The 25,737-nt window shown below is 70.9% G+C and carries 23 protein-coding genes; 14 read left to right on the top strand and 9 right to left on the bottom strand.

The window, feature by feature from the left end:
- Positions 1-173 precede the first annotated feature (173 nt).
- The gene (locus ACFVYF_RS13675) at positions 174-1,478 is read left to right on the top strand and encodes a DUF6986 family protein (protein WP_389455337.1); all 1,305 of its coding nucleotides are present in this window, start codon (positions 174-176) and stop codon (positions 1,476-1,478) included.
- Positions 1,479-1,650: 172 nt separating this feature from the next.
- Positions 1,651-3,393, top strand: a complete 1,743-nt coding sequence (locus tag ACFVYF_RS13680) for a serine/threonine-protein kinase (RefSeq protein ID WP_389455339.1) — start codon at positions 1,651-1,653, stop codon at positions 3,391-3,393.
- Positions 3,394-3,408: 15 nt separating this feature from the next.
- On the opposite strand, the gene ACFVYF_RS13685 is transcribed toward ACFVYF_RS13680, so the two are convergent.
- Positions 3,409-4,491, bottom strand: coding sequence for a LacI family DNA-binding transcriptional regulator (locus ACFVYF_RS13685; RefSeq protein WP_389455341.1), 1,083 nt, complete (start codon positions 4,489-4,491; stop codon positions 3,409-3,411).
- A gap of 205 nt (positions 4,492-4,696) precedes the next feature.
- Here ACFVYF_RS13685 and ACFVYF_RS13690 point away from each other — a divergent pair, with 205 nt between their 5' ends.
- Positions 4,697-5,653, top strand: a complete 957-nt coding sequence (locus ACFVYF_RS13690; RefSeq protein WP_389455343.1) for an ROK family protein — start codon at positions 4,697-4,699, stop codon at positions 5,651-5,653.
- A gap of 30 nt (positions 5,654-5,683) precedes the next feature.
- On the opposite strand, the gene ACFVYF_RS13695 is transcribed toward ACFVYF_RS13690, so the two are convergent.
- Entirely contained in the window at positions 5,684-7,705 is a 2,022-nt protein-coding gene (locus ACFVYF_RS13695; protein WP_389455345.1) for an NPCBM/NEW2 domain-containing protein, read from the bottom strand.
- Between the two features lie 278 nt (positions 7,706-7,983).
- Here ACFVYF_RS13695 and ACFVYF_RS13700 point away from each other — a divergent pair, with 278 nt between their 5' ends.
- The 5 genes from ACFVYF_RS13700 to ACFVYF_RS13720 all read left to right on the top strand — a co-directional run bounded on the left by ACFVYF_RS13700 (position 7,984) and on the right by ACFVYF_RS13720 (position 12,546).
- The gene (locus tag ACFVYF_RS13700; RefSeq protein ID WP_389455347.1) at positions 7,984-9,252 is read left to right on the top strand and encodes an ABC transporter substrate-binding protein; all 1,269 of its coding nucleotides are present in this window, start codon (positions 7,984-7,986) and stop codon (positions 9,250-9,252) included.
- Between the two features lie 20 nt (positions 9,253-9,272).
- On the top strand, positions 9,273-10,187 hold the full coding sequence (locus ACFVYF_RS13705) for a carbohydrate ABC transporter permease (RefSeq protein ID WP_389455349.1): 915 nt from the start codon (positions 9,273-9,275) through the stop codon (positions 10,185-10,187).
- On the top strand, positions 10,184-11,113 hold the full coding sequence (locus ACFVYF_RS13710) for a carbohydrate ABC transporter permease (RefSeq protein WP_389455351.1): 930 nt from the start codon (positions 10,184-10,186) through the stop codon (positions 11,111-11,113). Before ACFVYF_RS13705 ends, ACFVYF_RS13710 begins: the two co-directional genes overlap by 4 nt.
- 49 nt (positions 11,114-11,162) lie before the next feature.
- Positions 11,163-11,360 carry a hypothetical protein gene (locus tag ACFVYF_RS13715; RefSeq protein WP_389455353.1) on the top strand — a complete coding sequence of 66 codons (198 nt, stop codon included), beginning with the start codon at positions 11,163-11,165 and terminating at the stop codon, positions 11,358-11,360.
- 145 nt (positions 11,361-11,505) lie between these two features.
- On the top strand, positions 11,506-12,546 hold the full coding sequence (locus tag ACFVYF_RS13720) for an NUDIX domain-containing protein (RefSeq protein WP_389455355.1): 1,041 nt from the start codon (positions 11,506-11,508) through the stop codon (positions 12,544-12,546).
- Between the two features lie 144 nt (positions 12,547-12,690).
- On the opposite strand, the gene ACFVYF_RS13725 is transcribed toward ACFVYF_RS13720, so the two are convergent.
- Positions 12,691-14,046: a dipeptidase gene (locus ACFVYF_RS13725; protein ID WP_389455357.1), complete on the bottom strand. Its 1,356-nt coding sequence runs from the start codon at positions 14,044-14,046 to the stop codon at positions 12,691-12,693.
- Positions 14,047-14,300: 254 nt separating this feature from the next.
- Between ACFVYF_RS13725 and ACFVYF_RS13730 the strand changes: the two genes are divergently transcribed.
- On the top strand, positions 14,301-15,518 hold the full coding sequence (locus tag ACFVYF_RS13730) for a geranylgeranyl reductase family protein (protein ID WP_389455359.1): 1,218 nt from the start codon (positions 14,301-14,303) through the stop codon (positions 15,516-15,518).
- A 220-nt stretch (positions 15,519-15,738) separates the two neighbouring features.
- Here ACFVYF_RS13730 and ACFVYF_RS13735 read toward each other — a convergent pair whose 3' ends face one another.
- The gene (locus tag ACFVYF_RS13735; RefSeq protein ID WP_389455485.1) at positions 15,739-16,191 is read right to left on the bottom strand and encodes a nitroreductase family deazaflavin-dependent oxidoreductase; all 453 of its coding nucleotides are present in this window, start codon (positions 16,189-16,191) and stop codon (positions 15,739-15,741) included.
- Positions 16,192-16,395: 204 nt separating this feature from the next.
- Between ACFVYF_RS13735 and ACFVYF_RS13740 the strand changes: the two genes are divergently transcribed.
- From ACFVYF_RS13740 to ACFVYF_RS13750, 3 genes are all read left to right on the top strand, one after another.
- The gene (locus tag ACFVYF_RS13740; protein ID WP_389455361.1) at positions 16,396-17,148 is read left to right on the top strand and encodes a TetR/AcrR family transcriptional regulator; all 753 of its coding nucleotides are present in this window, start codon (positions 16,396-16,398) and stop codon (positions 17,146-17,148) included.
- Positions 17,149-17,343: 195 nt separating this feature from the next.
- Positions 17,344-18,582 carry a sensor histidine kinase gene (locus ACFVYF_RS13745; RefSeq protein ID WP_389455363.1) on the top strand — a complete coding sequence of 413 codons (1,239 nt, stop codon included), beginning with the start codon at positions 17,344-17,346 and terminating at the stop codon, positions 18,580-18,582.
- Positions 18,579-19,244 (top strand): response regulator, encoded by a 666-nt coding sequence (locus ACFVYF_RS13750; protein ID WP_389455365.1) that lies wholly within the window; start codon positions 18,579-18,581, stop codon positions 19,242-19,244. Before ACFVYF_RS13745 ends, ACFVYF_RS13750 begins: the two co-directional genes overlap by 4 nt.
- Here ACFVYF_RS13750 and ACFVYF_RS13755 read toward each other — a convergent pair.
- On the bottom strand, positions 19,205-19,483 hold the full coding sequence (locus tag ACFVYF_RS13755; protein ID WP_389455367.1) for a DUF6332 family protein: 279 nt from the start codon (positions 19,481-19,483) through the stop codon (positions 19,205-19,207). The genes ACFVYF_RS13750 and ACFVYF_RS13755 overlap by 40 nt on opposite strands.
- 73 nt (positions 19,484-19,556) lie before the next feature.
- A complete protein-coding gene (locus ACFVYF_RS13760) occupies positions 19,557-21,047 on the bottom strand; it encodes an MFS transporter (RefSeq protein ID WP_389455369.1) in 1,491 nt (496 codons plus the stop codon).
- 85 nt (positions 21,048-21,132) lie between these two features.
- Here ACFVYF_RS13760 and ACFVYF_RS13765 point away from each other — a divergent pair, with 85 nt between their 5' ends.
- The gene (locus tag ACFVYF_RS13765) at positions 21,133-21,534 is read left to right on the top strand and encodes a MarR family winged helix-turn-helix transcriptional regulator (protein WP_389455371.1); all 402 of its coding nucleotides are present in this window, start codon (positions 21,133-21,135) and stop codon (positions 21,532-21,534) included.
- 126 nt (positions 21,535-21,660) lie between these two features.
- On the opposite strand, the gene ACFVYF_RS13770 is transcribed toward ACFVYF_RS13765, so the two are convergent.
- The 3 genes from ACFVYF_RS13770 to ACFVYF_RS13780 form a co-directional block, all read right to left on the bottom strand.
- Positions 21,661-22,440, bottom strand: a complete 780-nt coding sequence (locus ACFVYF_RS13770; RefSeq protein ID WP_389455373.1) for a maleylpyruvate isomerase family mycothiol-dependent enzyme — start codon at positions 22,438-22,440, stop codon at positions 21,661-21,663.
- Positions 22,441-22,561: 121 nt separating this feature from the next.
- A complete protein-coding gene (locus ACFVYF_RS13775) occupies positions 22,562-23,725 on the bottom strand; it encodes an MFS transporter (RefSeq protein ID WP_389455486.1) in 1,164 nt (387 codons plus the stop codon).
- A 208-nt stretch (positions 23,726-23,933) separates the two neighbouring features.
- Positions 23,934-24,713, bottom strand: coding sequence for a DeoR/GlpR family DNA-binding transcription regulator (locus ACFVYF_RS13780; protein ID WP_383275376.1), 780 nt, complete (start codon positions 24,711-24,713; stop codon positions 23,934-23,936).
- 123 nt (positions 24,714-24,836) lie between these two features.
- On the opposite strand from ACFVYF_RS13780, the gene ACFVYF_RS13785 reads away from it, so the two are divergent.
- Positions 24,837-25,730, top strand: coding sequence for an SIS domain-containing protein (locus tag ACFVYF_RS13785; RefSeq protein WP_389455375.1), 894 nt, complete (start codon positions 24,837-24,839; stop codon positions 25,728-25,730).
- Positions 25,731-25,737 lie beyond the last annotated feature (7 nt).

Here is a 25,737-nt window from a genome sequence, read left to right on the forward strand (position 1 = left end):
GGGGAGACCGGGGTCCGTGTGGACCCGGTTCTGCCGTCCGCCGGGGCCGCGTGGTGATCATCACCGCGCGGCCCCGGCTGGTTTCGGGGGACCATTGACGCAGGTCGAGGCCGCCTATTAACTTCGCTATACGGATTGTTGATTCCGTGAAGCGGAAAACAGGAGGACGTGGGATGGGTCAGGGCCAGCAGGAGAAGGTGGCGACGAGCCTCGCGGGAGCCGTCAGCGAGGAGATCAGCGCCTCCCTCGCCCCGGTCGACGCGGAGCTGGAGCGCCGCTTCCCGGGAGACCCGGGCACCCGGCAGCCCGTCCACACGGTGTACGTCCCGGGAGACGTGTTCGCCGCCGACACCATCCGCACCTGGGGCGACCAGGCCCTCGCCGCCCTCGACGCACACGCTCCGGACGCCGCCTCCTTCGCCGCCGTCCTCGGCCTCACCGACGACCTCGCCGAGCCCGTGTACCGCCGCGTGCGGGCCAAACTGGAGCGCGAGCCCATCGAAGACCTGCGCGTCGACTTCGAGGACGGCTACAGCCCCGGCTCCGGCGCCGAGGAGGACGAGACGGCCGCACGTGCGGCCCGGCTGATCGCCGCGGCGTACGAGAACGGCACGGCGGCCCCGTACATGGGGATCCGGATGAAGTGCCTGGAGGCGCCGGTCCGCGACCGCGGCATCCGCACCCTCGACATCTTCCTCACCGGTCTGATGGAGGCCGGCGGTCTGCCCGACGGGCTCGTCCTGACGCTGCCGAAGGTGACGTACGCCGAGCAGGTCACGGCGATGGTCCGGCTGCTGGAGGAGTTCGAGAAGGCGCGCGGGCTCGAGCCGGGCCGGATCGGCTTCGAGATCCAGATCGAGACCAGCCAGTCCATCCTCGCCACCGACGGCACGGCGACCGTCGCCCGCATGATCCAGGTCGCCGAGGGCCGGGCCACCGGTCTGCACTACGGCACCTTCGACTACAGCGCCTGTCTCGGCGTCAGCGCCGCCTATCAGGCCAGCGACCACCCGGCCGCCGACCACGCCAAGGCGATCATGCAGGTCGCGGCCGCGGGCACCGGCGTACGCGTCTCGGACGGCTCCACCAACGTCCTGCCGGTCGGCCCCACCGAGAAGGTCCACGACGCCTGGCGGTTGCACTACGGCCTGACCCGCCGGGCCCTGGCCCGCGCCTACTACCAGGGCTGGGACATGCACCCCGGCCACATCCCGACCCGGTACGCGGCCGTGTTCGCCTTCTACCGCGAGGGTTTCGAGCAGGCCGCGGCCCGGCTCGCCCGGTACGCCAACCACGCCGGCGGCGACGTCATGGACGAACCCGCCACCGCCAAGGCGCTGAGCGGATATCTGCTGCGCGGCCTGGACTGCGGTGCCCTCGACATCGCCGAGGTCGCCCGGGTGACCGGACTGACCCGCGCCGACCTGGAGGGCTTCTCGGCGCCGAGGCGGGGAGACCTGACCATCTCCGGCTCGTAGCGGCCCCGCGGACGCGCAGAACCGCGTGACCGGCCGACTCGGCCCGCGGTTTCCGGACAACTGTGGCGCGCTTGCGTAGCGACCGCGTCACAGAGGTTCCCGGCGGTCCCGCGGGTCACATCCGCCCCTTAATCTGGGGGCCACGCAAGGTGGCTCACAGATCGGGGCGGTCGTGTCTTCGGGGGAGAACCAACAGGCGGACGGGACAGGCCGACTCCTGGCCGGCCGCTATCGCGTCGTGGGCCGGCTCGGCCGCGGCGGCATGGGTGTCGTCTGGAGGGCCGTCGACGAGGTCCTCGGGCGCGAGGTGGCGGTCAAGGAGCTGCGCACCTTCACCGACGCCGCCGGGCCCGAACTGGCCGATCTGGGGCTGCGGATGCAGCGCGAGGCCCGTGCGGCGGCCCGGGTGCGCCACCCGGGAGTCGTCGCGGTGCACGACGTGGCCGAGGTCGACGGGCGCCCGCTGATCGTCATGGAGCTGGTCGACGGCCCCTCCCTGGACGACGTCCTGCGCGAGCAGGGCACCCTCGACGCGCGCGAGGCGGCCGCCATCGGCGCCAAGGTGATGGACGCGCTGGCCGCCGCCCACCGCGCCGGAGTGCTGCACCGCGACGTGAAGCCGGGCAACATCCTGCTCGACCGGTCGGGCCGTGTCGTCCTCACCGACTTCGGCATAGCCGCGATGGAGGACCCGGGTGACGGCTCGACCACCCATCTGACCCGCAGTGGCGAACTGGTCGGCTCCCTCGACTACTTGGCGCCCGAGCGGGCCCAGGGCAACGACCCGGGGCCCGCGTCGGACATCTGGGCGCTGGGCGCCACGCTCTACGCCGCGGTGGAGGGAGCCTCCCCCTTCCGCCGTACGTCGACCTGGTCCACGCTCACCGCGATCGTCGTCGAGCCGCTGCCCGAGCCCCGCAGAGCCGGGCCGCTGGGTCCCGTCCTGCAACAGCTGATGCACAAGCAGCCCGAGTCCCGGCCGGACGCGGGCCGGGCGCGTGAGCTCCTGGAGTCGGTCGCGCAGGAGCCGGACACCGACTCCGTCACGGCCGGGCTGCGGAAACCGGATCCCCGGCCGCGCGAGACCACGGAGCTGAGCGTCCCTGCGGTCCCGCCGGGATTCGGACCGGCAGAGCCCGCCGCCGTACCCGTGCCGCCCGGCTTCGGGCCCGCGGAGCCCGTCGTGACGGCCGCGCCCAGCGGCTCGGCAGTACCCCGCCGGCGGAAGGGCCGTGTTCTCCTCGCCGCCGTGGCCGTCGCGGTCGTCCTGGCCGCGACCGGTGTCACGGTCGCGGTCATGAACGGCTCGGACGGCGACTCCACGGCGGCCGCGCGGCCCGCGTCGTCCGCCGGCGGCGACGAGGCTCCCTCCGCGGGCGCCAGCCGCGGATCGGTCGACCTGTCGCACGACGGCGAGCCGACGAAGCAGGCCGACAAGGCCGAGGGGAAGGACACGTCCCCGGACGACAAGCAGGCGGGGAAGGACAAGCCCGCGTCCGGGACGTCCGGCGCGCCGTCGAAGTCCGCCAACGGCGGTACCACGGGCGGCGGTTCCGGCAGCTCGGGCGGTTCGGGCACTTCGGGCGGCGGCGGTACGTCCGGCGGCAGCTCGGGTGGGGACTCCACCCCCGCAGCGGTCTGCACCTCCGTCGGCGGCGGCAAGTACAACTGCCAGGTCTGGCGCACCGCCAAGTCGTACACGGCGTCCGGCACCGAGGCCGGCGTCCTCAACGCGGGCACCAACTACTTCTACTGCCAGCAGAACCTGGGCCGCCGCGAGACCTACGGCGAGTGGACCAACGTGTGGTGGGCGAAGACCGACGACGACAGCGGCCACACCGACGTCTACGTCAGCGACGTCTATCTCAAGGGCGGCGACAACGACGCACCGCTCCCGGGGCTCCCGGTCTGCTGAGGCCCCGCGGGCCGGTCAGTCCGCGGGCGGCAGCTCGCCGGAGCCGCGTGTGATCAGCCGGGTCGGGAGCTCGATCCGCTCCGGGGTGATGAGGGTGCCGTCCAGCTGACGGAAGAGGCGCTCGGCGGCCGTACGGCCGAGCGCGGCGGCGTCCTGGGCCACGACCGTCACACCGGGCTGGAGGAGATCCGCCAGTTCGATGTCGTCGAAGCCGACCAGGGCGACCGGGCGGCCGCGCTCGGCGAGGACGCGGACCACCGTGACGGTCACACGGTTGTTGCCCGCGAAGATCGCGGTGACGGGGGAGGGCCCGGACAGCATGTCCTCGGCCGCGCGGCGCACCCGTACGGGATCCGTGACGCCCAGGGACATCCACGCGTCCTCGACCGGTATGCCCGCGTCCTCCATGGCCGCCCGGTAGCCGCGCAGTCGCTCGGCGGCGGTGTGGATGCGGGGCATGTCGCCGATGAAGCCGATCCGGCGGTGGCCGTGGGCGATGAGATGGGCGACCCCGTCACGGGCCCCGCCGAAGCTGTCCGACAGCACGACGTCGGCGTCGATCCGGCCGGCCGGGCGGTCCACGAAGACCGTGGCGACGCCGGCCTTTATCTCCGGCTCCAGATAGCGGTGGTCGTCACCGGCCGGGATGACGACGAGTCCGTCCACGCGGCGCGCGCACAGGGCGAGGACCAGCTCCTGCTCACGGTCCGGGTCCTCGGCGCTGGAGCCGTTGATGAGCAGGGCGCCGTGGGCGCGGGCCACTTCCTCGACCGCGCGGCTCAGCGGGCCGTAGAAGGGGTCGGCGAGATCCTCCAGGACGAGACCGATGCTCGCGGTCCGGCCCTTGCGCAGCACCCGCGCGCTGTCGTTGCGGCGGAAGCCCAGCGCGTCGATCGCCTCCTGGACGCGGCGCTCGGTGTCCGGGGTGACCCCCGGTTCGCCGTTCACCACGCGCGAGACCGTCTTGAGGCCTACGCCGGCACGCGCCGCCACGTCCTTCATGGTGGGACGATTGCCGTAGCGGGTCTCGGATCGGCGGGCGGTCTCGGCCACGATGTACTGTCCTGTCCTGTCGTCCACGGGGATGCGTCGGTCCATGGGGTTGTATGAGGATGTGGCGTCGAGCATAGAGCCTGGACAACGTTGTCAGATGCGGGAGAGACTGTCCACCGCAATCTCCGGCCTGCGCCTTCCCCCAGGGGCGCGATGTCCTGCCAGGTTTTCGGCCGGGGACCCGGACCCGCGGCGGCAGCCGCTCCATGTCAGGGCCCGGGACGACACAGCAGCGGGAGATCTGACTCTGATGCACACCGACCTCGTGGCCGCGCTCGACATCGGCGGCACCAAGATCGCCGGGGCGCTGGTGGACGGCCGCGGCCGGATCCTCCTGCGCGCGCAGCGCGCGACGCCCGCGCAGGAGGACGGCGACACCGTGATGGGGGCCGTGGAGGCCGTGCTCGGCGAACTGACGGTCTCCCCGCTGTGGAGCAGGGCGCACGCGGTGGGCATCGGCAGCGCGGGCCCGGTGGACGCCTCCGCGGGCACCGTGAGCCCGGTGAACGTCCCCGGCTGGCGCGGCTATCCGCTGGTGGAGCGGGTTCGTTCCGCCGCGGCGGGGCTGCCCGTCGAGCTCATCGGCGACGGCGTGGCCATCACGGCGGCCGAGCACTGGCAGGGCGCCGCTCGCGGCCACGCCAACGCCCTCTGCATGGTCGTGTCCACCGGTGTCGGCGGCGGCCTGGTCCTGAACGGACAGCTGCACCCCGGCCCGACCGGCAACGCGGGCCACATCGGGCACATCAGCGTGGACCTCGACGGCGACCTTTGCCCGTGCGGCTCCCGCGGCTGCGTGGAGCGCATCGCGAGCGGCCCCAACATCGCCCGACGCGCGCTGGAGGGCGGCTGGCTGCCCGGCCCCGACGGTGACACCTCGGCCGCCGCGGTGGCCGCCGCCGCCCGCGCCGGCGACGCGGTGGCGCTGGCGTCCTTCGAGCGGGCCGCCCAGGCCCTGGCGGCGGGAATCGCCGCGACGGCGACCCTCGTCGAGATCGACATCGCCGTCATCGGCGGGGGAGTGGGCAAGGCGGGTGACGTCCTGTTCACCCCGCTGCGCAAGGCCCTGAGCGACTACGCGACGCTCTCGTTCGTGCAGCGCCTGACCGTGACGCCCGCGCAGATGGGCACGGACGCCGGTCTGGTCGGCGCCGCGGCGGCCGCGCTCAGCAGGCCGAGCGCGACCGCCGCGGGGGTGGGTGGCTGAGGCCGGCGGCTCCCGGCCCCGCGCCGGGCGTCAGCAGCTGATCTCGGCGTCCGCCCAGTCGCCGTGGTCCGAGGTGACACCGTCCCCGGCATCGGTGACCACGAGGCGGACCACCCCGGCGCCCGTGACGTCGGCCGAGATCGGCTGCGCCGGCATCGCGTTGGTCAGCGTCCCGGACGAGGCGACCTTGGCGCCGTCCGCCCAGATCTCGAAGGCGACGGTGCCGTCGGCGCCTTCCTCGTCGTCGACGCCCACGTCCGCGGTGACCCTCTCGCAGCCCTTGCCGGCGTCGATCTCGACCGTGCTCTGGGCGTGCGCCCCGATCCCCTTGGCGTAGACGGCACCGTTGATAGTGATCGGATGACCGTCGCCCGAGTCGCTCTCACCGTTGCTGGTGTTGCGCTCGACCGGACCCCAGCCGTTCGTCGTCGACATCCACGGCAGGTCACCGAGGGAGGAGACACCCGAGGGCGGAGCGACGACGACGGTCGTCGCCAGGGGCACCTCGATCTCGGCACGCACACCGGCCGGCGAGCGGTACGTCGCCTTCAGGGTCAGGTCGTAGGTGCCCGCCTTGGTGCCTTCCGGTACGGCGACCTTCCATTGCGTTCGCAGTGAACGGCCGGTCGTCAGCACGCGCGCGGTGGTCGGTGAGGCCGCCGTCACCCGCCAGCCCCGCGGTCCGCTCAGCTTCACGGAGACGTGGTGTGCGGGCGTACGGCCGAGGTCGGTGACCGTGGAGGTGAGGGCTACCGTCCGGCCCGCCTCGAGCAATGGACTGGCGGTCAGGCCGAGTTCGACCGCGGACGGGTTCCTGGCCCACTTGGTGTCGGTGGAGACCCGTACCAGGACGGTGCCGTGTGCCGGGACGGTCGCCGCGATCGGTCCTGCGGTGTTGTAGCTCCGGTGCTGCCACAGATCGCGCAGCGTGTAGGCGTGCGCCTTCGGCAGTCCCACCGCCTGCGCCGTGGTGGCGATGCGCTGCGGGCTGCCCGTCTCGTTGAAGAGGGCGACCGCCCGGCTGCCGTCCTTCAGCTGCTTGGTGACGACCCAGCGGCCACCCTCGGAGGAGAGCACCGTGCCCTGGTTGCCGAGCGGGTCCTGGTCGACCGCGATGACTTCCTTGTTGTCGAGGATGTCGAAGGTCGCGTCGGACGCCTTGCGCAGGTCCGAGCCGATGAGCAGCGGCGCCGCCATGACCGACCACATGGAGAAGTGCGAGCGGTACTCCGTCGCGGTCATGCCGCCGTTGCCGACCTCCAGCATGTCCGGGTCGTTCCAGTGCCCGGGACCGGCGTACTGCGCGAGGGGCAGGTTCTGCTTGAGGATCGACAGCATCGAGCTCCAGCTGTCGCTGATGTCCCCGGTCGTACGCCACAGATGTCCGACGTCCGACGCCCATTCCCAGGGTTTGTTCTCGCCCCACTCGCAGAGGCTGTAGACGATGGGGCGCCCGGTGGCCTTCAGCGCGTCACGCATCGTGTTGTAGCGGAGTTTCGCGTCCACGCCCTGGTTGTTGCAGTTGTCGTACTTGAGGTAGTCCACACCCCAGTCCGCGAACTGCTGGGCGTCGCTGTACTCGTGGCCCAGCGCGCCGGGGAAGCCGGCTTCGTTGCAGGTCTTCGTGCCCGCGCTGGTGTAGATGCCGAGCTTGAGCCCTTTGGAGTGCACATAGTCGGCAACCGCCTTTATTCCGCCCGGGAATCGGCCGGGGTCGGGCACCAACTTGCCGTTCGCGTCGCGGGAGGGCAGGGCCCAGCAGTCGTCCAGGTTGACGTACCGGTATCCGGCGTCCTTGAGGCCTTTCTCGACGAAGATGTCGGCTATTCCCTTGACCATCTCCTCGTTGAACTCCGCCCGGCATCCGGTGGAGTTCCAGTTGTTGAAGCCCATGGGCGGGGTGAGGGCGAGGCCGTCGGCCGGCGCCCGCGACGTGGACTCGTGGGCGGGAGAGGCAAGGGCCGGCGCCGCGAGAGCGGTTGTACACAACAGGCCTGCGGTCAGCGCTCCGACGACTCTTCGGCGTGCTGTCCGGGTGTGGGGGTGACGCATCGTGACGTTCCTCCGAACACGCTAAAGGTGGGATGACTTCATGCGCACATCAACTGTGCATCAGCTGTGCGCGTTTACGGTAGGACCTGTCGGAGTCTGTTGGAAGAGAAGTGGTAACGGTTGTTCGATGTCTCGTCCGAACCCTTGACGGCACTCTCACTTGGGAGTGAAATCCGAGCCTCGCGTTCGGTTGTGTTGGGTGGCACCCCGAGGAGGGGGACATGGCACAGTCATCGTTCACAGGGCTCGTCGTGCCCGAAGTTGGGGCAGGACATCGGATGTCCCGGCGAAATCTCTTGCGTGGTGCGGCTATTGGGGCTGGTGCGGTCACGCTTCCGGCGCTGCTGACGGCCTGCGGTGACGGACCCGGTGGAAACAAGAACGAAGTCTCGGTGGGGTCCAACGCCTCGGACGCGGTCCCCAAGAAGGCATTCGCTGCGGCCTTCACGGCGTACGAGAAGAAGTCGGGCAAGACCGTCAAGGTCAACACCAAGGACCACAACGACTTCCAGGAGAACATCAACCGCTATCTGCAGGGTTCACCGGACGACGTCTTCATGTGGTTCGCCGGATACCGTATGCAGTATTTCGCGGAGAAGGGCCTCCTGCACGAGATCAGTGATGTGTGGAGCGGCTTCAGCGGTTTCTCGGACGCGCTGAAAGAGCAGTCCACCCACGCGGGCAAGCAGTACTTCGTGCCCTATTACTACTATCCGTGGGCGGTATTCCACCGGAAGAGCCTCTTCCAGGACCAGGGGTACGAACAGCCCAAGACATGGGACGACTTCATCGCGCTCGCCAAGAAGATGTCCAAGGACGGCACCCCGGTCGCCTTCTCCGACAAGGACGGCTGGCCCGCGATGGGCACCTTCGACTACATCAACATGCGGCTCAACGGATACGACTTCCACAAGTCGCTGATGGCCGGTGAGAAGGCGTGGACCGACACCAAGGTCAAGAACGTCTTCGACACCTGGCGTGAGCTCATGCCGTACTACCAGAAGGGCGCCCTCGGCCGGACCTGGGAGGAGGCCGGGCAGAGCCTCCAGCAGCGCAAGACCGGCATGGCGGTCTTCGGCATGCCGCACCCGGGCACCCAGTTCCCGGAGAACGAACGCGACGACATCGACTTCTTCGCCTTCCCCGAAGTCGACCCGCAGTACGGGCAGGACGCCGTGGAGGCGCCCATCGACGGCTTCCTGGTCGCCAAGAAGTCCAAGAACCTCGACGGCGCCAAAGCCCTCCTGAAGTGGCTCGGCAAGCCCGAGGCCGAGGACACCTATCTCGCCCTCGACCCCAACAACGTGGCGGTCAACGACGGCGCCGACACCGCCAAGTACACCGCCCTGCAGAAGAAGTCGGCCGAGCTCGTCTCCGGCGCGAAGCAGATCTCGCAGTTCATGGACCGCGACACCCGTCCCGACTTCGCCTCGACCGTGATGATCAAGGCGATCCAGGACTTCATCGGCAACCCGAAGGACGTCGACGGTCTCTGCAACAGCATCGAACGACAGAAGAAGACCATCTTCTCGTCGCCCGTCGGCTGATCACCGGAGGAAGACGTTCCGTGGCGCTCAACATCCCACGGCGCGCCCGAGGACGGCGGCTGCGGCGGTTCACCCGTCGTGACGTCGTCGTCCTCGGCGTGCTCCTCGGCATACCCGTCCTGCTCGACATCGTCATCATCTGGGGTCCGACACTGGCCTCCATCGGGCTCTCCTTCACCTCCTGGGACGGCGTCGGCGACGTCCACTGGGCCGGCGGCGAGAACTACAAGAACCTGGTCGACAACTATCCGGCGTTCTGGCCCGCGGTCCGCCACAACGTCATGTGGCTGCTCTTCCTCGGGCTGATCGCGACCCCCTTCGGACTGTTCCTCGCCGTCCTCATCGACCGCGGGGTGCGCTTCAGCCGCTTCTACCAGTCCGTCATCTATCTGCCGGTGGTGCTCTCGCTCGCCATCGTCGGCTTCATCGCCCAGCTGGTCCTCGGCACGGACCAGGGCGCGCTCAACACGATGCTCGGCAACCGCAACAACCCGATCGACTGGCTCGGCGACTCCGACCTCAACATCTGGATGATGATGATCGCGGCGAGCTGGCGGCACACGGGCTACGTCATGATCCTCTACCTGGCCGGACTCAAGTCCGTGGACCCGCAGTTGAAGGAAGCGGCCGCGATCGACGGTGCCAACGCCCGGCAGACCTTCTTCCGCGTCGTCTTCCCGACCCTGCGCCCGGTCAACGTCATCGTCGGCGTCATCACCGTCATCGAGGCGCTGCGCGCCTTCGACATCGTCTACGCGGTCAACAAGGGCCGCAACGGCCTGGAACTGCTCTCCGTGCTGATCACGGACAACATCATCGGAGAAGCCAGCCGCATCGGATTCGGCTCCGCCATCGCGGTCGTCCTGCTCACCGTCTCCCTGGGATTCATCGTGACGTTCCTGGTCCAAGAGCTGCGAGGTGCGCGCGACCGATGACCGCCGACTTCCGAGCCACCGCGCCCACCCGTCCGGCCCCGGCCCCCGCGGACCCGCCCGCGCCCCGGCGCCGGCCGCGCCCCGGCCGCTTCGGGGTCCACATCTTCCTGATGGGCGTCTCGCTGGCCTTCCTCGCACCGCTCCTGCTCGCCGTCTACGCCTCACTCAGGCCGTACGAGGAGACGGCGCAGAACGGCTACTTCTCCTTCCCCAAGCACCTGTCCTTCGAGTACTACCGCCGGGCCTACACCGAGTCCGGCATGGGCAAGTACTTCACCAACACGCTGCTCATCGCCGTACCCGGCGTGATCATCACCCTCTTCCTCGCCTCGTTCGTCGCCTTCGCGGTCTCCCGGCTGAAGCTGCGCGGCGGCCTGGTGATCCTGATGTTCTTCACGGCCGGCAACCTGCTGCCCCAGCAGGTGATCGTCACCCCGCTGTACGTCCTGTTCAACAGGATCCCGTTGCCCTGGTGGATGTCCGACTCGATGACGATGTACGACTCCTACTGGGCCGTCATCATCGTCAACATCGGCTTCCAGCTGGGCTTCTGCGTCTTCGTGCTCGCCCATTTCATGCGGACGCTGCCGCAGGAGATCATGGAGGCCGCGATCGTCGACGGCGCCGGGGTGTGGACCCAGTTCTGGCGCATCACGCTCCCCTTGTGCCGCCCCGCCCTCGCGGCCCTCGGCACCCTCGAGTTCACCTGGATCTACAACGACTTCCTCTGGGCCCTGATCTTCATCTCCGACCCCGACAAGCTCCCCGTCACCTCGTCCCTCAACAACCTCCGGGGCCAGTTCTTCACCGACTACAACCTGCTGGCCGCGGGCTCGGTCCTCGTCGCCCTGCCGACCATCATCGTGTTCATGCTGCTGCAACGGCACTTCATCGCGGGGCTCACGCTGGGGTCGACGAAGGGGTAGCAGGCGCGGGCACCCGTGACTCCTGCGCGCCTTCGTAGTTGAACCGGGCATGAAGAAGCGAACCATGCTCGCCGTTGCCTCCCTCGCCGCCGGATTCGTCGTCGCGGCCGTCACCCCCTCCCACGCCCTCGGCGGGGACGCCCTCGACGACCTGAGCGTCGACGACACGCTCAGCAGCCTCGACCACACGATCGTCAGCAGCGACAGCCTGGCGCTCGACGACAACGCCCTGGGGCAGAACGGCTGACAGGCTCGATCGGCGGCGCCGGTACCCCGTGCAGGGGGCCGGCGCCGCGGCATGCCGGGCCTCGGAAAGCCCCCTCATCAGCGCCTGGTTTCCGTGGCAGGGTGGAGCGGGCAAGCCTCAGGGGGCCAACAGAAGAGGGGGAACCGTGATCGTCTGGATCAACGGTGCGTTCGGTGCGGGGAAGACGACCACCGCACGGGAACTGATCGAACTGATCCCGAACAGCGCGCTCTTCGACCCCGAGGTCATCGGCGGCACACTCACGCACCTGCTGCCGCCCAAGCGCCTCGCCGAGGTCGGCGACTTCCAGGACCTGCCGATCTGGCGACGTCTCGTGGTCGACACCGCCGCCGCCATGCTCGCCGACCTCGGCGGTGTCCTGGTGGTTCCGATGACCCTGCTGCGGCAGGAGTACCGTGACGAGATCTTCGGCGGCCTCGCCGCACGCCGGATCCCGGTACGCCATGTGCTCCTCGCCCCGGCGGAAACGATCCTGCGCGAACGAATAGCCGGGCGCGAGGTGCCCCCGGAGCTGCCCGACGGTGAGATGCGCGTGCGCCAGTGGTCCTACGACCACATCGAGCCCTACCGCGCCGCGCTCGCCACCTGGCTCACCGCCGACGCCCACCCCGTGGACACCAGCGCGCTCGCCCCGTACGAAGCCGCCCTGCGCATCACCGAGGCCGTACGCACCGGTGACGCACCCGTCTCCGACATCGTCCAGACCCCGGAACCCACCGCCGAGACCGTGGCCGCAGGGGTGCTCCTCTTCGACGAACAGGACCGCGTGCTGCTCGTCGACCCGACCTACAAGCCTGGCTGGGAGTTCCCGGGAGGTGTCGTCGAACCCGGCGAGGCCCCCGCGCGGGCGGGCATGCGCGAGGTCGCCGAGGAGACCGGCCTCACGCTCGACGACGTACCCCGACTGCTCGTGGTCGACTGGGAACCGCCCGCACCGCCGGGCTACGGCGGCCTGCGACTCCTCTTCGACGGCGGCCGCCTCGACGCCACTGACACCCAGCGGCTGCTGCTCCCCGGGCCCGAACTGCGCGACTGGCGCTTCGTCACCGAACAGGAGGCAGCCGGGCTGCTGCCGCCCGTGCGCTACGAAAGGCTCCGCTGGGCGCTGCGGGCCCGCGAGCGAGAGGCCGCGCTCTACCTGGAGGCCGGGGTGCCGGTCGGCTGACGGGGACCCTGGCCTGAGTGCGCGTGTCTGACGGGGACCCCGGCCCGCGTACCTGACCGAACGCGAAGAGGGCCCCCGCCGGTGGCGGGGACCCTCTCCTGTGGGCGCACGGGCGCCGACGTCAGTCCACGCCGCCCGGCGCGGTCAGCTCGCCGCGTAGTTGCGCAGGAACAGCGCCTCCGCCACGGACAGCCGCTCCAGTTCCTCGGGAGACACGCTCTCGTTCACGGCGTGGATCTGCGCCTCCGGCTCGCTGAGCCCGATCAGCAGGATCTCGGCCTGCGGGTACAGCGAGGCGAGGGTGTTGCACAGCGGGATGGAGCCGCCCTGTCCGGCGTACTGCATCTCCTCGCCCGGGTACGCGACCGTCATGGCCTCGGCCATCGCTGCGTACGCCGGGCTGGAGGTGTCGGCGCGGAACGCCTGGCCCTGGCCGATCTGCTCCGTCCGCACGCGCGCGCCCCACGGCGTGTGCGCCTCAAGGTGCGCCTGCAACAGCTTCGTCGCCTCGGCGGCGTCAACGCCCGGCGGTACGCGCAGGCTCACCAGCGCCCGGGCGCCCGCCTGCACGGACGGCGTCGCGCCGACCACCGGCGGGCAGTCGATGCCCAGCACGGTGACGGCCGGACGCGCCCAGATGCGGTCGGCGACCGAGCCGGAACCGATCAGCTGCACACCGTCGAGCACCTTGGCGTCCTTGCGGAACGTCTCCTCGTCGTAGCGCAGCCCGTCCCACCGCGTGTCACTGGTCAGCCCGTCGACCGTCGTCGAGCCGTCCTCCGCGCGCAGCGAGTCCAGGACACGGATCAGCGCGCCGAGCGCGTCCGGTGCCGCACCGCCGAACTGCCCGGAGTGCAGGTTCCCTTCCAGCGTGTCGACCTGCACGCGGACGAGGGTCATGCCCCGGAGCGTCGAGGTGACCGTCGGCAGGCCCACGCGGAAGTTGCCCGCGTCGCCGATGACGATGGTGTCGGCGGTCAGCAGCTCCGGGTGTTCCTCGGCGTACCGCTCGAGGCCGCCCGTGCCCTGCTCCTCAGAGCCCTCGGCGATCACCTTGACGTGCACGGGAACGCCGCCGTTCGCCCGCAGCGCGCGAAGCGCCAGCAGGTGCATGATCACGCCGCCCTTGCAGTCGGCACTGCCACGTCCGTACCAGCGGCCGTCGCGCTCCGTCAGCTCGAAGGGCGGCGTCGCCCACGCGGCCTCGTCCAGCGGGGGCTGCACGTCGTAGTGCGCGTACAGCAGAACGGTCTTGGCGCCCTCCGGGCCGGGCAGGAAGCCGTACACCGACTGCGTACCGTCAGGAGTGTCGAGCAGCGCCACATCCTGGAACCCCTCGGCGCGCAGCGCGTCCGCGACCCAGTTCGCCGCGCCCTCGCTCTCGCTCCTGGGGAATTGATCGAAGTCCGCCACCGACTTGAAGGCCACCAGCTCGGTGAGCTCCGCCTTCGCCCTGGGCATCAGCGAGGCAACGGTCTCGGCGACCGGATTCGACGACATGGGCACGCTCCTTGTGGGTGCGACGTTGTATATCTGTGTACGCGTATGAGGGTGTACGGCGTCCACCGGGGCACGAGATGCACCGGTTGTCGGCTTGTGGGCGTTGTTCTGCTGTACCTCTGTGGTGTGTACGCGCGTACTGGTGTGCAGGGCGCATACGCTGCCGATCCTCCCACAGCGGTCCCTGGCGATCTCCGCCGTAGGATGCGGGGAGAAGGTGCGGCAGACGGCTGGATCGGGAGCAGTAGACCATCGTGAGCAGCGAGAACTCTTCGGCGGATGACGCGCAGCGGGTATGGGACGTCGTCGTGGTCGGCGCGGGACCCGCGGGCGCCTCGGCCGCCTACGCGGCAGCGGTCGCGGGACGCAGTGTCCTGCTGCTGGAGAAAGCGGAGTTGCCCCGCTACAAAACCTGCGGCGGCGGCATCATCGGTCCCTCGCGTGACGCTCTGCCGCCCGGGTTCGAGCTGCCTTTCCGGGACCGGGTGCACGCGGTCACCTTCTCGCTGGACGGGAAATTCACCCGTACCCGGCGCTCCAAGCAGATGCTGTTCGGGCTGATCAACCGCCCCGAGTTCGACCAGCAGCTCGTCGAGCACGCCCAGAAGGCGGGCGCCGAGATCCGTACGGGCGTCACGGTCTCGCGCGTCGAACAGCACGGCTCCGCCGTCCCGGACCGGCGCACCGTCGCCGTCGTCCTGCAGAACGGCGAGACCGTGCTCGCGCGCTCGGTCGTCGGCGCGGACGGCAGCGCCAGCCGGATAGGAGCGCATGTCGGCGTGAAACTCGACCAGGTCGATCTCGGCCTGGAGGTGGAGATCCCGGTGCCCGAGACCGTGGCCGAGGACTGGAAGGGCCGGATCCTCCTCGACTGGGGGCCCCTGCCCGGCAGTTACGGCTGGGTGTTCCCCAAGGGCGACACGCTGACGGTCGGGGTGATCTCCGCGCGCGGTGAAGGCGCTGCCACCAAGCGGTACTTGGAGGACTTCATCGCCCGCCTCGGGCTGGCCGGCTTCGAACCGAGCATCTCGTCGGGGCATCTGACGCGCTGCCGTGCCGACGATTCGCCGCTGTCGCGCGGGCGGGTGCTCGTGTGCGGCGACGCCGCGGGCCTCTTGGAGCCGTGGACTCGTGAGGGCATCTCGTTCGCGCTGCGTTCGGGCCGGCTCGCGGGGGAGTGGGCGGTGCGGATCGCCGAGGCCCACGACGCCGTGGACACGCGCCGGCAGGCCCTCAACTACGCCTTCGCGATCAAGGCCGGGCTCGGGGTCGAGATGAGCGTCGGCAAACGGCTGCTCATCGCCTTCGAGCGCCGTCCCGGCGTCTTCCACGCCGCGCTCAGCAGCTTCCGGCCCGCCTGGAAGGCGTTCGCGGGCATCACCCGGGGCGCCACGTCACTCGGCGACGTGGTCCGTAACCACCCGATGGCCGGCCGTGTGCTGACGGCGCTCGACCGTCAGACGGCGGGCTGATCGTCGCCTGGCTTCAGGCTCGCCGGGCCGGGCCGGGCCGGGGCTGGGGTCCCCGGCCGGGGACCCGGGCAGGGTGACCTGCCCTGCCTTGGCGGCGCCAGGCAGCCCGTGGCTCGGCCCGGCGGCTCCCTGCTGGGACGGCCGCGCGGTCGTCGGGACTGCGGCCGGCGGGACCGCGATTGGCTGACCGCGCGGGCCTGGCCGACCCCGGGTCGAGACATCACGGCTTGACGGTGATCCGGAACACCGGGTGCTTGGGCGCGGCGGCGAGCAGCTCCGCGTCGCTGGAGTCCGCCGTGACGTCGCCGAAGAAGCGCCCCACCTCCCAGCCCCACTTCTTGAGGTAGGTCCGCAGGACCACCGGCTTCTCCGCGTCGGGCAGCTCGACGGCGGTGAACTCCTGCGTCCTGCGCCCGACCTGGAGCCGCCCGCCCCCGGCGGCGCGCAGGTTGCGTACCCACTCGGAGTGGCCGCGCGCGGAGATGAGGTAGGGGCCGCCCTCGTACGGCAGGGGGTTGACCGGCACCTTCCGCCACTCGCCGCTCTTGCGGCCGAGGACGGAGAGCTCGGCGCTGCCGAGGAGGCTGACGCCGTGGCGCGCGAGCCAGCCGACGAGGCCGTTCAGCGCCTTGTCGAAGGGCTTGGGCTTCATGTAGTGGGCCGACGACGACATGGCGTCCTCCAGGATTTGGGAGAGCACTGCTCTCGCTTGAGAACAGTCTGTACGAGATCAGTGATCCAAAGCAAGAGCAGTGCTCTCTTTTGTGAGCGGCGCTCTCTAATGCGTACACCGCTCTCGATGTGGAGCGGCGCTTCATAACAAGAGCGGCGCTCTCGTTTGTGTGCACTGCTCTGAATACGTGGGACACTGCCCCGCATGACCACCGCACGAGGGGCACGGGCCCGGGCCAGGATCGAAGTCACCGCCGCCATCAAGGACGAGGCGCGCCGACAGCTCGCCGACGAGGGCGCCGCCAGACTCTCCCTGCGGGCGGTGGCCCGCGAGCTCGGCATGGTCTCCTCCGCGCTGTACCGCTACTTCCCCAGCCGTGACGATCTGCTGACCGCGCTCATCATCGACGCCTACAACTCCCTGGGCGAGGCGGCGGAGGCGGCGCACGCCGAGGCCGCGGGCTCGGGACCGCAGGCGCGCTGGGTCGCGGTGTGCGGGGCGGCGCGCCAGTGGGCGCTGGAGCATCCGCATGAGTACGCGCTGATCTACGGTTCGCCCGTGCCCGGGTACACCGCGCCGGAGACGACCGTTCCGGCCGCGGCCCGGGTCGGGCTGGTCCTCATCGGCATCGTCAGGGACGCGTACCAGGGCAACGGGGTGGCGCGACCACCGTTGCCCGCGGAACTCAAGGACGAGGCGCGGCGGATGGCCGCCGACCTCGCGCCCGATCTTCCGGCCGAGGTGGTCACGGCGCTCGTGGCCGCGTGGGCGCAGCTGTACGGGCTGATCGGCTTCGAGCTGTTCGGTCAGTTCAACCGGGTCGTGGAGGACCGCGAGCCCTTCTTCCGGCATGCGGCGGCTCAACTCGCCCACGGCGTGGGCCTGGTGTTCCCTCAGCCCGGTGGCACCACGGGCGCGGGCCGGCGGAAGTCGTCCGGGGGCGGGCCCGAAGCCTGAGGTGAGATCTGGTGGGCGGGCGCGGTTCGCGGGCGCGATTCGGTCGTACCCGCCGGTCTCGACCCGCCCCGCGTCGCTGCGGCCGGCCGGGCCGCAGGGTCCGCCGGTCAGCCCCGCGGTACTCCCGGGGGAGTACACGTGATCACCTCGCCCGGCTGACGCCGTGCGTGGCCCCCGGCGTCTAGCGTGACGGTCATGGAAGAGCAGCGCACCCGCAGGTCCCCGGCGTGGGGAGGCCCCGAGTGGTGGCGGCACGGGCCGCCGGGGTGGTGGAACCGACAGGACGACCAGGAGCGCGGCGCCCGCTGGCCGTGGCCCTCCACGCTCGTGCTCACCGCGTTCGTGCTCATCGGTTCCCAGTTCGCGGCCCAGGCGCAGGAGGGGGACCGGGCGATGCTGGACCCCTTCGCCCGGGTGCTGTTGCTCGTGGGCTCGGGCGTGCTGCTGTGGCGGCGGCGGTATCCGGTGTTCGTCGTGTTCGTCACGGCGGCGGCGGCGATGCTCTATCTGGGCGCCGGATATGCGTACGGGCCGGTGTTCTTCACCGTGGCCGTGGGCTGCTTCAGTGCCGTCGTCGCCGGGCATCGCAGGGTGGCCTGGATCGCGGTCGGGATGCTGTGGGCCGGTCATATGGTCATCTCGCACTGGCTCTACCGCTGGCTGCCGCCGTCGGGAGACGGTCCCGCCGACTGGGGGCAGGAAGTGGTGGTCGCGACCTGGGTGGTGGCGATCATGGCGGTGTCGGAGCTGGTCCGGGTACGCCGCGAGCAGTGGGCCAGGGACCGTGCCGAGCGCGCGCAGGCGGCCCGTCGGCGTGCCGACGAGGAACGGCTGCGGATCGCCCGGGAGCTGCACGACGTCCTCGCGCACAGCATCTCGGTGATCAACGTCCAGGCGGGCGTCGGTCTCGCCCTCCTGGACTCCGATCCGGAGCAGGCGCGAACGGCGCTCACCACCATCAAGGCGGCCAGCAAGGAGGCGCTGGGAGAGGTGCGTCAGGTACTCGACACCCTGCGCGCGCCCGGCGAAGCCCCGCGCGCCCCGGCGCCGGGCCTGGACCGGCTCCCCGAACTGGTCGACCAGGCGGCGAGCGCCGGGCTGAGAGTCGAGGTCGTGGGTGAGGCGCCGGACCTCCTGCCCGGGACCGACCTCGCGGCGTTCCGCATCGTCCAGGAGGCACTGACCAACGTCGTACGGCACTCAGGGTCGCGGCACGCGCGCGTGCAGGTCGGTCAGGCGGCGGGCGCGCTGCGGCTGTGGATCGACGACGACGGCCCCGCGACCGGAGAGGACGCCGGCGGCAGCGGCAACGGGCTCGCCGGGATGCGGGAACGGGCCGCCGCCCTGGGTGGCACGATCGAGGCGGGCCCGCGCGCCGACGGCGGTTTCCGCGTGCTGGCGGTACTGCCACTGAAGCTCAAGGAGGACCGGTGATCCGCGTACTGCTGGCCGACGACCAGTCGCTGGTGAGGGCAGGTTTCAGGGCGCTGCTCGACGCACAGCCGGACATCGAGGTGGCCGGGGAGGCCGCCGACGGTGAGGAGGCGCTGGGCAAGGTGCGTGAACTGCGGCCCGATGTCGTCCTGATGGACATCCGCATGCCGCGTCTCGACGGTCTCGCCGCCACCCGGCGCATCACCGCCGAACCGGATCTGAAGGACGTCAAGGTGGTCATGCTCACCACCTTCGAGCTGGACGAGTACGTCTTCGAGGCGATCCGCTGCGGAGCCTCCGGATTCCTGGTCAAGGACACCGAGCCGGAGGAACTGCTGCGCGCGGTACGGGCGGTGGTCGACGGGGACGCGCTGCTCTCACCGGGGGTCACGCGCCGGCTGATCGCAGAGTTCGCGGCCCGCTCCAAGGAGCCCGCGGCGGTCGAGTCGCTCGCCGAACTCACCGACCGGGAGAGGGAGGTGATGGCGCTGGTCGGCATCGGCCTGTCCAACGACGAGATCGCTCGCCGCCTGGTCGTCAGCCCCTTGACGGCGAAGACCCATGTCAGCCGCACGATGGTGAAGCTCGGTGCCCGCGACCGGGCCCAACTGGTGGTGCGGGCCTATGAGTCGGGGTTGGTGCGGCCGGGCTGGCTGGGCTGAGTGCCGGCCGTGCGGTCGAAGCGGACCAGCACGCTGACCACGCGTACGGCGAAGAGCGCGGTCGCCAGCAGAACGCCTGATGCGAGCAGCGCCTTTTCGACGTAGCGCGGGAGATCGAAGAGCAGGGCGGGGCCACCTACGGCGCCGAGTACGACGGCCGCCCCGAACGCCGCGCTGAACAGCGCGTACCCGATCTCCACCGTCATCGCGTCCCGCTGCGCCTGCGTACGTCTCCCCATGCACCGAGTCAAACAGGCGTACGCCCGGCAGGCAAGGAACTGCCCGCCGGGCGTGCTGGGTTGGAGCGGGGGGTCACTCGGCGACCGCCACTTTCGCCTCCTCCGTCTCCTGCTGCACGGAGCGGGCGACGAGGATGCTCTCCTGCGCGGGCCGGGTACGTCGCGTCCGCAGTCCGGTGAGCGTGATCAGCAGGCCCACCAGGGCGATGCCCGTCACCACGACGAGACCGGAGCGGTAGCTGTCGAGGACGTCCTGCGGGGAGGAGCTCTCGGAGGAGTTCGCGGTCACGACCGCCGTCACGACGGCCAGGAAGATGGCGCCGCCGACCTGGACCGATGTGTTGAGCAGACCGGAGACCATGCCCTGCTCGTGGTCCTCCACGCCGTTCGTGGCCTGGATGTTGAGCGAGGGGAAGACCAGGGCGCAGGCCGCGCCGATGAGCAGCATCGTCGGCAGGATGACCGCCGCGTAGACGGGGTCGAGGTCGACACGGAGGAAGAGCGCGTACCCGACGACCATCAGCGCGAAGCCGGCCGCGATGAGCCGCGGGGTCCCGTAGCGGTCGACGATCGCGCCCACCTTGGTGGAGGACAGCGCGACCAGTGCGCCGGCGGGCAGGAAGGCGAGCGCGGTGTGCAGCGCCGACCAGCCGAGCAGTGACTGCATGTACAGGGTCACCATGAACTGGAATCCGACGTACGAGCCGAAGAAGGCCATGGCGCCGAGCTGGGCCCGGATCTGGCTGCCGGAGCGCAGTACGCCGAGCCGGATCAGCGGGCTCGGGCTGCGCCGCTCGATGCCCACGAACACCGCGAGCAGTACGGCGACGGCGACGAACGAGAGCAGCGTGCGGGCCGAACCCCAGCCGACTTCGGGCGCCTGGACGACCGTGAAGACGAGCAGCAGCATCGAGGCGGTGCCGATGATGGCGCCCGGGATGTCGTACCCGCGGTGGTCCTTCTCGCGCTCGCTGCGCGGGATGAGCTTCAGACCCGCCAGCAGGGCGATGACCGCGATGGGTGCGGGCAGCAGCATGGTCAGCCGCCAGCTGGCCTCGGTGAGCAGGCCGGACAGCACGAGGCCCATGGAGAAGCCGGTGGCCGCGCAGGTGGTGTAGATCGAGAGGGCGCGGTTGCGCAGCGGGCCCTCGGCGAAGGTCGTGGTGATGATCGACAGGCCGGCCGGCGCGGTGAACGCGGCGCTCAGGCCCTTGATGAAGCGGCTGGCGATCAGCAGAGGGCCGGAGTCGACGAGGCCGCCGAGCAGCGAGGCGAGCGCGAAGACGCCGAGGGCCACCAGGAAGACCTGGCGGCGGCCCAGCAGGTCGGCGGTGCGTCCGCCGAGGAGGAGCAGTCCGCCGTATCCCAGGATGTAGCCGCTGACGATCCATTGGAGCGTCGAGGTGGAGAGGTCGAGTTCGGAGCCGATGGACGGCAGGGCGACGCCGACCATCGACACGTCCAGGGCGTCCAGGAACATCGCGGCGCAGAGCACGAGCAGGGTGCCCCACAGCCGGGGGGTCCAGCGCCCTTGCGTCGTGGGGTGGGTGAGCGGAGAGGTCATGGCGACGAGACTACATGCGTGCACATCCAATGCAAATGCATTTAATTCTGATGCAACAAAGTCGATTCTTTGCTACGGTGCGCCCATGGCGGCGGAGAAGGCCGAGCAGGTGCTCGTGGACCAATGGCGCGACATCCTCGCGGTGCATGCGCGCACCCTGTGCGAGCTCGACCGAGAGCTGCACCGACACGGCCTGGGCGCCAGTGACTTCGAGGTGCTGGATGTCCTGACCGAGGGCGCCGCGTCGGACGGCGGCGCCTCGTACCGCGTACAGGAGATCGCCGAGCGCGTGCATCTGAGCCAGAGCGCGCTGTCCCGGCTGATCGGCCGTCTGGAGAAGGACGGTCTCGTGCTGCGCGGGATGTGCGAGGAGGACCGGCGGGGCGTCCGTGTGTGCCTCACACCGAAGGGGCGCGCGCTGCACGGCGAGGTGCTGCCGGTGCAGCGCGCGGTACTTACGCGGATGCTGGCGGCCGATCCGGCGTGACCCGCACTGGCCGCGGTCGCCCCGGCCTGGTCCCGGATCGGCGGCGGTCGCCCCGGCCCGGTCCCGGATCGGCGGCGGCCGGCGCGGTGACGGCGGGGCAGCCAGAGTCGGCCGCCGACGATTCCGTCAGTTCCAGGTGACGGCTGACTTCTCCCGCCACAGGACGGCCAGTTCGGCATCGCCCGTCACGTTCGGGAACGGCCGACGGTTCCACAGCGCCAGATACAACTGTGCGGCCGGGCCGGTCAGCTCGCAGTCGGCCTCCCCGCTCTCGCCCCGCTCGCTCAAGAGCGGCTCCGACGACAGCCGTACGGTCCATACGGCGCCCGGGGCCGGTGCCGCCGCGCCGTCGCCGCCCCCGTATGTGTCCGTGTCGGTGGCGCGAACGCGCAGCACGCGGGGCGTCTGCGAGCGGACCCTGCTCCTCGCGCGGACATGGAAGCCGCGCAGCAACTCGTCGATCCCGTCCAGCGCGACGTCCGTGGCGATCGAGCTCGGTGTCCCGCCGAGCGCCGACTCGGCGTCCACCCGGTGCACGGTCGTCTCGTGCGCCTGCCGCCGCGCCCAGAAGGCCAGCGGGGACGGTGCCGGCAGGAAGCTCCAGCACTGCACATCGGGCGGAGCCGTCGTGAGCGTGTCGACCAGTCGGCGGTGGCCCTCGCGGAACCAGGCCAGGAGCTCGTCGCCGTCCAGATCCGGAAGGCCCTCGTCCGGGTGATACGAGGTGTACCCCTCGCTCACGAACGCGGTCGCCCAGCGATGCACCATGCCCGTGTGCCGCACGAGGTCCCGCACCTGCCAGCCGGGACAGGTCGGCACCTCGGCGTCGCTTCCCGCCTCCTCGGCGGCCGCGGCCAGCAACGGACCCTCTCTGCCCAGCGTTTCCAGGAACTGCGCAATCTCCATGCGGCGAGTGTGCCGGATGGAGTGAGGTGGAGGGGCAGAGGGGTTACGGCGTCCGGGGGGAGTGGGCGTGCGGGCCCGGGCGGATAGCGGCCGCCCGCACGCCCGACAGCGGGTTTCGCCGTCAGCTCACCGCCGCGCGGCGGGTCGCGAAGCCGATCATGGCGGCCACCGCCGCCAGCACCGCGACACTCGTCAGTGCCGTCGGCAGCGAGTACCAGTCCGCCATGAACCCGATCGCCGGCGGCCCGAGCAGCATCCCTCCGTAGCCGAGGGTGGAGGCGGCCGCGACCCCGGTCGGGCCGGCGAGCGCGCCGGCCCGTTCGACGGCGACCGGGAAGATGTTGGCGAGACCGAGACCCGTGACGGCGAAGCCGAGCAGGGCCGCCCAGACGGAGGGCGCGAGCGCGCCGAGCAGCATGCCGAGCGCGGCCGTCGTACCGCCCGCGACCAGAGTCCGGGTCCGGCCCAGCCGTTCGAGCAGCGTTGTACCGCTGAGCCGCCCGATCGTCATGGCGAGCGCGAAGCACGAGTAACCCGCGGCCGCGACCCCCGGGTGCGCTTCGAGGTCCTGCTCCAGGTGCAGTGCTCCCCAGTCGGCGAGCGCTCCTTCGCCGTACGCGGTGCAGAGCGCGATCAGGCCGAAGACCACGACCAGTCCGCGTGTACGGCCGTCGAGCCGGCCCGGGGCGCGCTCCTGGTGGCCCGGGCGGTCCGGCGGCGCCGGGGGCTCCTGGCGCAGCAGTGTGCGCCCCGCGACGGCGGTCACGAGCAGTGCGATCACGGTGAGGCCGAGCAGATGGCGGGTCGGGGAGACGTGGCCGGCGACCAGTCCGCCGAGTCCGGCGCCGAGCATGCCGCCCAGACTGAACGCCGCGTGGAAGCTGGGCATCACCGGGCGCCCCAGGGCGGCCACGAGATCGACGGCGGCACTGTTCATGGCGACATTGATGCAGCCGTACGCGGCCCCGAAGACCAGGAGAACGGCGCCCAGCGCCGGCGCCGAGTGCGTGAGCGGAGGCAGCGCGACGCTCAGGGCCAGCAGGACGGCGCAGACGACGGTCACGGGATGGCTGCCGAAGCGACGGCACAGCCGGCCGGTGAGCATCATCGTGATCACCGCGCCGGCGGAGACTCCGAGCAACGCGAGCCCGAGCGCGCTGGCCGACGCGCCGGTCTGCTCCTTGATGGCCGGAATCCGCACGACCCATCCCGCGAAGACGAATCCGTCGAGGGCGAAGAAGACGGTGAGGGCGAGCCGGAGCCGGGCCAGGTCGTTGCCCGGCACGACGCTGTGCACGGGGAGTTTGTTTATTAGCGGCACAAAGTCAGGGTAGAGGCGGGCCGGGGTGCATACAAGGGAGGGGGTGTGGGGATACCGCGTGTGGTGCGGCGGGCTGGGGGCGGCGGTGGCCCGGCCGGGTGGGTTGTTCGGCGATGTGCCGTGTCCGGCCGGGGGCAGGTCCCGTAACCCGGGTCCCCGTGCCGGCCCCTGCTCAGACCGCCACGACCTCCACCCCCGCCTCCTCGAAGCGGCGCACCGTGTCCTCGTCGACCGCCGCGTCCGTGACGAGGGTGCCGATCGACTCGGCGGAGCAGATGCGGGCGAACGCGCGCTGGCCCAGCTTGCTGGAGTCGGCGGCCACGATGACGCGCTCGGCGCGCTCGCAGAGCAGGCGGTTGATCGCGGCCTCCGCCTCGTCGTGCGCCGCAGCCCCGTGCGTGGCATCGAAGGCGACGACGCCGAGCACGGCCACATCGATGGTGATCTGCCCCAGCACCCCGTCCGCGAGCGGGCCGATCAGCTCGTACGACTGCGGACGGGCCACCCCGCCGGTCACCACGATCTTGAACTGGGGCCGTACGGCGAGCTCGTTCGCGATGTTGAGCGCGTTCGTCACCACGGTCAGCGCGGGGGAGCCGGACGCGAGGTCGGGGCGTACGGCCAGGGCGCGGGCCACCTCCGTGGTGGTCGTGCCGCCGGTCAGGCCCACCGCCTCGCCGGGCGCGATGAGCTCCGCCACCGCCTTGGCGATGCGCTGCTTCTCGGAAGCGTGGCGAGCGGTCTTGTAGCGCAGCGGCAGCTCGTACGACACGCCGTGGACGACCGCTCCGCCGCGGGTGCGGACGAGCATCTGCTGCTCGGCGAGCTGGTCGAAGTCGCGCCGGATCGTCGCGGCCGACACCGCCAGTTCGGTCGCGGCCTCCTCGACATCCAGCCTGCCCCGCTCCACGAGCAGTTCCAGCAGCGCCTTCCAGCGGGCGTCGCGCGACATCCGCACACTCCGTTCCTCGATCTTCCGCGACCCTAGCGCACCTGCACACTTCCGCAGTTTGCTTGATTGTGCTCGAAAGCTCGCGATATCTTGCAAGAACAAGCATCGGCGGGAAGGGTACGCATGACACATGTCGAGAACGAGCTGAGCAGCCAGCCCGAGTGCTGGGCCCGGGCCGCGGAGCAGGCCACGGCGCACGGTGCCGCGCTGCCCGCGCCGGGGGAGCGGGTCGCGATCGTGGGGTGCGGTACGTCGCTCTTCATGGCGCAGTCCGCCGCCGCGCTGCGCGAACAGTCCGGGCAGGGGGAGACGGACGCCTTCGCCGCCTCCGAGTTCCCGCACGGACGCACGTACGACCGCGTGGTCGCCCTCACCCGCTCGGGCACCACCACCGAGGTGCTCGAACTGCTCGGCCGGCTCCGGGGGCGTACCCGCACGACTGCTGTCACCGCGGATCCGCACACCCCCGTCATGGAGTCGGCGGACGACATCGTCGTGCTCGGCTTCGCGGACGAACGGTCCGTCGTGCAGACCCGGTTCGCGACGACCGCGCTCACCCTGCTCCGCGCCCACCTCGGCCTGCACACCGACGCCGTCGTCGCCGACGCGCGCACCGCGCTGGAGACCCCGCTGCCCGAAGGGCTCGTCGACTGCACGCAGTTCACCTTCCTCGGCCGCGGCTGGACCGTCGGCCTGGCCAACGAGGCCGGGCTCAAGATGCGTGAGGCCTCGCTGGCCTGGACCGAGGCCTATCCGGCGATGGAGTACCGGCACGGGCCCATCAGCATCTCCACCCGCTCCACCGCCACCTGGATGCTCGGCGAGGCGCCCGAGGGACTGGCCGGACAGGTGCGGGCCACCGGCGCGTTGTGGGTGGCCGGCACGCTCGACCCGCTCGCCGAACTCGTCCGCGCCCAGCGGCTCGCGGTCGCCGTCGCAGCGGCCCGCGGGCTGAACCCGGACCAGCCGCGCCATCTCACCCGTTCGGTGATCCTCAGCGGCACACCGGCTCACTGACCCGGCT

Origin of the sequence: Streptomyces sp. NPDC058274, from assembly GCF_042881375.1 — a bacterium.
In the GTDB taxonomy this organism is placed as follows: domain Bacteria; phylum Actinomycetota; class Actinomycetes; order Streptomycetales; family Streptomycetaceae; genus Streptomyces.